Genomic DNA, 5901 nt, shown 5'->3' with positions numbered 1-5901 from the left:
GCCGGTGGTGGTCACGAAGATGTCGGCCTTGTCGGCGGCGTACTCCATGGTCACGACCTTGTAGCCTTCCATCGCGGCCTGCAGGGCGTTGATGGGGTCGATCTCGGTCACCCACACCTGGGCCGACAGCGCGCGCAGGGCCTGGGCCGAGCCCTTGCCCACGTCGCCGTAGCCGGCCACGCAGGCGACCTTGCCGGCGATCATCACGTCGGTGGCGCGCTTGATGCCGTCGACCAGCGATTCGCGGCAGCCGTACAGGTTGTCGAACTTGCTCTTGGTCACCGAGTCGTTGACGTTGATGGCACGGAACGGCAGCGTGCCGCGGGCAGCCATTTCCTTCAGGCGGTGCACGCCGGTGGTGGTCTCTTCGGTCACGCCGATGATCTGCGCGGCCTTGCGGCTGTACCAGGTCGGGTCTTGCGCGAGCTTGGCCTTGATGGCGGCGTACAGGCAGGTCTCTTCTTCGCTGGTCGGATTGGCCACCACCGAGATGTCCTTCTCGGCCTTCTGACCCAGGATCATCAGCAGCGTGGCGTCGCCGCCGTCGTCCAGGATCATGTTCGGGCCTTCGCCTTCGGTACCGGCGGCGCCGAACTCAAAGATGCGGTGGGTGAAGTCCCAGTACTCGGTGAGGGTCTCGCCCTTGTGCGCGAACACCGGCGTGCCCTGCGCCACCAGCGCGGCGGCGGCGTGGTCCTGGGTGGAGAAGATGTTGCACGAGGCCCAGCGCACGCTGGCACCCAGCGCTTGCAGGGTCTCGACCAGCACCGCGGTCTGGATCGTCATGTGGATGCTGCCGGTGATGCGCGCGCCCTTGAGCGGCTTGGCGGCGGAGAATTCTTCGCGGATGGCCATCAGGCCGGGCATTTCGGTCTCGGCGATCCTGACCTCTTTGCGGCCCCATTCGGCCAGGGTGATGTCGGCGATCGCGCAATCGGTGAGGGGGGTGTTCAGACGTGCATTCATGGTTCGCTCCAGAAGGGATGGACAAACCACATCGGCGGGCGAAAAAAAACTCATCGCACGGGATGTGGATGAGCGTCGTTGCATGGATGGTCCGAGCCTCACGCCCCGCAAGTGGGGACGCTGCAACGCTCCTCGGATGCGGGATTTTAGCCCAGCATGTCGCCGGGTGTGTGGCCTGTGATGCCGGAGACCCGCCCTTTTGTAAGCGTGTGCGACACTGCCGGCCCCATGCCGACCATCCCCGCGCCCTCCCCGCTTGCCCTGTGGCCCACCGCGGCGCGCGAGCGCATCCACGGGGTGCTGACCGACATCGACGACACCCTGACGACGGACGGTGCCATCACGGCCGATGCGCTCGACGCCCTGCACCGCCTGCGCGCCGCCGGCCTGCCGGTGCTGGCCATCACGGGCCGGCCCGCCGGCTGGAGCGAGGCCTTTGCCCTGACCTGGCCGGTGGACGCGATCGTGGCGGAAAACGGCGCTGTGGCGCTGTGGCGAGGGTCCTCGGGCGAGCTCCGCCGCGACTACCTGCAGGACGCGGCCACGCGCGCGGCCAACTTCGCGAAGCTGCAGGCTGTGGCGCAGCGCGTGCTGAACGAGCTGCCGCAGACCCGCCTGGCCACCGACAGCCCCGGGCGCGAGACCGACATTGCCATTGACCACAGCGAATTCGCACACCTGAACGACGCGGAGATCGCGCAGGTCGTCGCGCTGATGCGCGACGAGGGGCTCAACGCCACCGTGAGTTCGATCCACATCAATGGCTGGATCGGCGAGCACGACAAGCTCGCCGGCGCGCGCTGGATCGTGCGCACGCGCCTGGGGCGCGACCTCGACACCGAGCTCGACCGCTGGGTCTACGTGGGCGACTCGACCAACGACGCCCGCATGTTCGACCACTTCCCGCACAGCGTGGGCGTGGCCAATGTGGCGCGCTTCTGGGCCACGCTGAGCCACCACCCGCGCTTTGTTGCGCAGGGCGAGCGCGGCGCGGGTTTCACCGAGGTGGCGGACGCGGTGCTGGGGGCGAGGACGGCATGAGCGAACACCCGCTGCCACCCCAGCACAGCCATGCCATCACGGGCACCGCGCCCGGCATGCCCGTGCCCACGCAAGCCCGCCTCGGCCTGGTGGCCATCTTCGGCTCCACCTTCTTTCAGCTCGTGGGCTACTTCATGCTCATGCCGCTGCTCCTGTTGCGGCTCAAGGGCGACGGCGTGTCCACCGCGCTCGCGGGGATGTTCGTGGCCACCGGCTGGCTCGGCGTGTTTGCCATGACGCCGTTCGCCTCGGCCATCACACAGCGGCTGGGTCGGCGGCCCTCGCTCTGGCTCGCGGCTTTCGTGCCCGTGCTCGCCATCTGCGGCTTCCTGTTCAGCAACTCGCTGGTGCTGTGGTTCGCCTGCATCCTGATCGAAGGCATGGCCGCCGGCTTGCGCTGGGTGCTGGCCGAGGCGGTGGTGGCCGAGTTTTCCCCGCCCACCCAACGCGGGCGCAATGTCGGCATCTTCGAAACCATGGTCGGCACCACCTTCGTGCTGGGCCCGCTGGTGCTGGCCTGGTTGGGCGCGCAGAGCGATGCCGCGCTCTGGCTGGCGCTGGCGCTCACCGTGTTCGGCCTGGGCTGGAGCTTGCTCATTCCGCGCATGCCCGCCGCCGCCGACACGCACAGCGCACAGGTGGGCCTGTCAGGCGTGTGGCACGCACTGCTCGCGCATCCGCTGATCATGACGGTGGGCTTCGTCGGTGGCTTCTTCGAGAGCGGCCTCACCTCCATCCTGCCGCTGTACGGCCTGGCGCTCGGCCTGGGCGCCACGGCGGCCGCGCTGCTGGTCTCGGCCAGCGGCCTGGGCAGCGCGCTCATGATGCTGCCCGCCGGGCTGCTGGCCGACCGCCTGGCCCACCACCCCACGCAGCGCTGGGGCAACGCCCGCGCCACGCGTCTGAAGATCATGCGGGTGTGCGCGCTTGTCACGCTGCTGGCCACGCTGGTGATTCCCTTCGTGGCCGGCACACCCTGGCTGGCCGCGCCGGTGGCCTTTCTGTGGGGCGGCGCCGGCGGCAGCCTCTACACCCTGGCCATGATCGACATCGGCTCGCGCGAAGACGGCATCACGCTCGTCAACAGCACCGCCGTGCTGGTGCTGTCATACACGCTGGGCGGCGTGCTGGCGCCAGCGCTGGGGGCCGCTGCCCTGCAGTGGGCGCCCACGGTGGGGTTTCCGGTGCTGCTGCTGTCGGTGGCCGGCTTGGGCTGGTGGCTGTTGAGACGCGCGGCGCCGTCCCCATCTGCGGGAACCCCACCGGGTTAAGCTGCTCCCAAGGGTGCATTCCGCGTATTCCGCCCTGCGAAAGGACCCCCTCATGGCCATTCCCTGGCTGCTCGCCCTCAAAGTGATTCCCTGGGGCGATGTGATCGAACATGCGCCCAAGGTGCTCAACGCCGCCCGCAAGCTGATGGACCGGCAGAAGTCGCCCGAGAGCCCCCCGGCCTCCACCGCGCCCATGGACCTGGTGTCGGACACGCCGCCCAGCCTGGGTGAGTTGCGCAGCCGGCTGATCGAAGCGCGGCAACTGATCGACCAGCAGGCTCAGACACAGACCCAGATGGCGCAGACCCTGGCCGAACTGGCCGAGCAGAACGCGCGCCTGGTGGCGGCCGTGGAGCTGCTGCGCGTGCGCACGCGCGTGCTCATGTTCGTCATCGCCGCGCTGGTCGTCGGCGTGGTCGTGCTGTTCGCGCGCTGATCAGCCCCGTTCGCTCTTCAGGTGGGCGTCGCACCCCACGCCGGCGGCAATCCAGCGGCGCGCCAGTCTCTGCAACACCGGCGCCGCCCAGCGCCAGCGCGGGCCCAGAACACCAGCGGCATCGGAGATCGCGCCGCAGCGGTAGACCGACAACTGCTCGTCCCAACGCAGGGCGTCGCACGCACCGATGCGCTTGCGTGAAATCACCTGCCCCAAGGGGCAAGGCTCGGCCAGACAGCACACCCCGCAACCGTTGCACGGCGCGCCCAGCGCGGGCTTGGCGGGCGCCTCGGCGTGGATGTGGATGATTTCATGAACGGGCATGGGTGCCAGCGTATCCGCAAAGTCTCACGGCACAGCGCCGGAAGCGGGCCTCAAACGCTGACGCTCCTGTTCGTACGCGTCATGCGGCGACAGCGTCGGGCAAGGCGCCGCACCGGGGCGGGTGGCCAGCTGGCACTGTCGAGCGCCCAACTGGTGGCCCTGGTACATGGCGCGTGCCCAGTCCTGATCGCCGGCACAGCCCGTCAGCGCCAGGGCACACAGCCCGCTCAGGGCGAGCGTGCGAGACAAGCGGGGAACGGGGTGTTGAAAAATCGTTGTGCTCATATTTTTTCCCTTATACAATATTTTATTATTGTTTTACAGAAATTATTGGAGGTCAAGCCATGCAGCCCACACACCCGGTTTCGTCGCCTTCCGCGCATGGTCTGCACAGCAACCGGCACCGCTTGTTCGCATGGGCCAGTTGGGTTCTGGCGCTGTTGCTGCCGCTTGGCGTGGCAGTGCAAGGGTTCGACCAGTCCCCCGCCGCCCTGCTGCTCAAGGCCGGCCTGGACGTCGCCCAAGGGGCCGATCTGCTGTCCACGCGCGCCGGGTTTCGCTGGGGTCTGTGGGCGATGGTCATGCTGCCCGCGGCCTGCCTGTCTTTCTCGCTGTGGCAGGCTGGCCTGTGTTTCGCACGGTTCGCGCGGGCCGAATACCTGAGCACCCAGGTGGTGGTCCATCTGCGTCGCTTCACCGCAGGCCTGCTGGCCGCGGGTCTGCTCGGGCTGACGCTGCCCACGGCGCTGAGCCTGCTGCTGAGCACCGCCGCGCCCCCGGGGCAGCGGTCGCTGGTGGTGTCGGTGGGTTCGCAGGAAGCCCTCTTCCTCGTGCTCGCCGCGCTGCTGTGGCAGATGGCCTCGGTCATCGCACACGCCGTGGCGATCGACGAAGAAAACCGCCAGTTCGTCTAGGAGTCCCGGATGCCCATCGTGGTGAAACTGGACGTCATGCTGGCGGAACGCAGGGTCAAGTCCAAGGACCTGGCCGCACACATCGGCATCACCGAAGCCAACCTGTCGCTGCTCAAACAGGGCAAGGTCAAAGGCGTGCGCTTTGATACGCTGGAACGCATCTGCGAATACCTGCGGTGCCAGCCCGGCGACCTGCTGTTCCACGAGGCAGGGCTGCCCGATTGAGCACAGGTCGCGGCGCCATCAAGTCCGCGCCAGCACCGGCCCCAGCACCCGCCCGGTGTGCGTGTCCAGCCGCACCACCTCGTCGGGCGGCGCCGCGGCCACGATGAGGCCACCACCGCCGCCGCCTTCGGGGCCGAGGTCGATGATCCAGTCGGCTTCGGCCATCACGTCCAGGTCGTGTTCGATCACCACCACGCTGTGGCCACCGTCCACCAGGCGGTGCAGCACACGGATGAGTTTTTCCACATCGGCCATGTGCAGGCCCACCGTGGGTTCGTCGAGCACGTAGAGCGTGTGCGGCGGCTTCTGGCCTCGGCGCGTGATGTCGTCACGCACCTTGCTCAGCTCGGTCACCAGCTTGATGCGCTGCGCCTCGCCGCCACTGAGCGTGGGGCTGGGCTGGCCCAGCGTGAGGTAGCCCAGGCCCACGTCTTTCAGCAGTTGCAGCGGGTGGCCGATGCTGGGCATGGCGGCAAAGAAATCGACCGCCTCGTCCACCTCCATCTGCAGCACGTCGCCGATGCTCTTGCCCTTCCAGGTCACGGCCAGGGTCTCGGGGTTGAAGCGTGCACCGTGGCAGACCTCGCAGGGCACCTTCACATCGGGCAGGAAGCTCATCTCGATGGTGCGCATGCCCTGGCCTTCGCAGCCCGGGCAGCGGCCTTCGCCGGTGTTGAAGCTGAAGCGGCCCGGGCCGTAGCCGCGCGCCTTGGCTTCCAGCGTG

At 68.3% G+C, this 5901-nt stretch carries 8 protein-coding genes, 1 pseudogene and 1 riboswitch; of the genes and pseudogenes, 5 read left to right on the top strand and 4 right to left on the bottom strand.

What is annotated here, in order from left to right:
• A partial coding sequence (locus tag V6M63_RS07995) for an adenosylhomocysteinase (protein WP_332741058.1) occupies nucleotides 1-966 on the bottom strand: 966 nt, incomplete at its 3' end.
• A 63-nt stretch (nucleotides 967-1029) separates the two neighbouring features.
• Nucleotides 1030-1106: riboswitch (S-adenosyl-L-homocysteine riboswitch) on the bottom strand.
• Between the two features lie 88 nt (nucleotides 1107-1194).
• Between V6M63_RS07995 and V6M63_RS07990 the strand changes: the two genes are divergently transcribed.
• From V6M63_RS07990 to V6M63_RS07980, 3 genes are read left to right on the top strand one after another with little or no spacing between them, the layout of a single operon-like run.
• On the top strand, nucleotides 1195-2007 hold the full coding sequence (locus V6M63_RS07990) for an HAD-IIB family hydrolase (protein WP_332741057.1): 813 nt from the start codon (nucleotides 1195-1197) through the stop codon (nucleotides 2005-2007).
• Complete coding sequence (locus tag V6M63_RS07985) at nucleotides 2004-3278, top strand: MFS transporter (protein ID WP_332741056.1); 1275 nt, start codon at nucleotides 2004-2006, stop codon at nucleotides 3276-3278. Before V6M63_RS07990 ends, V6M63_RS07985 begins: the two co-directional genes overlap by 4 nt.
• Nucleotides 3279-3330: 52 nt before the next feature.
• Complete coding sequence (locus V6M63_RS07980) at nucleotides 3331-3714, top strand: hypothetical protein (RefSeq protein ID WP_332741055.1); 384 nt, start codon at nucleotides 3331-3333, stop codon at nucleotides 3712-3714.
• On the opposite strand, the gene V6M63_RS07975 is transcribed toward V6M63_RS07980, so the two are convergent.
• Nucleotides 3715-4038 carry a hypothetical protein gene (locus V6M63_RS07975; RefSeq protein ID WP_332741054.1) on the bottom strand — a complete coding sequence of 108 codons (324 nt, stop codon included), beginning with the start codon at nucleotides 4036-4038 and terminating at the stop codon, nucleotides 3715-3717.
• A 24-nt stretch (nucleotides 4039-4062) separates the two neighbouring features.
• On the bottom strand, nucleotides 4063-4323 hold the full coding sequence (locus V6M63_RS07970; protein ID WP_332741053.1) for a hypothetical protein: 261 nt from the start codon (nucleotides 4321-4323) through the stop codon (nucleotides 4063-4065).
• A gap of 59 nt (nucleotides 4324-4382) precedes the next feature.
• On the opposite strand from V6M63_RS07970, the gene V6M63_RS07965 reads away from it, so the two are divergent.
• Nucleotides 4383-4952, top strand: coding sequence for a hypothetical protein (locus V6M63_RS07965; RefSeq protein ID WP_332741052.1), 570 nt, complete (start codon nucleotides 4383-4385; stop codon nucleotides 4950-4952).
• Nucleotides 4953-4961: 9 nt separating this feature from the next.
• Nucleotides 4962-5177: a helix-turn-helix domain-containing protein gene (locus V6M63_RS07960; protein WP_332741051.1), complete on the top strand. Its 216-nt coding sequence runs from the start codon at nucleotides 4962-4964 to the stop codon at nucleotides 5175-5177.
• 18 nt (nucleotides 5178-5195) lie between these two features.
• Here the strand turns inward: V6M63_RS07960 and V6M63_RS07955 are convergent.
• Nucleotides 5196-5901 (bottom strand): annotated as a pseudogene (locus V6M63_RS07955) (excinuclease ABC subunit UvrA); the annotation flags it as partial.

The sequence above is a fragment of the Hydrogenophaga sp. genome (genome assembly GCF_036675665.1).
In the GTDB taxonomy this organism is placed as follows: Bacteria; Pseudomonadota; Gammaproteobacteria; order Burkholderiales; family Burkholderiaceae_C; genus Hydrogenophaga.
This window is presented reverse-complemented; position numbering and strand designations above follow the sequence as displayed.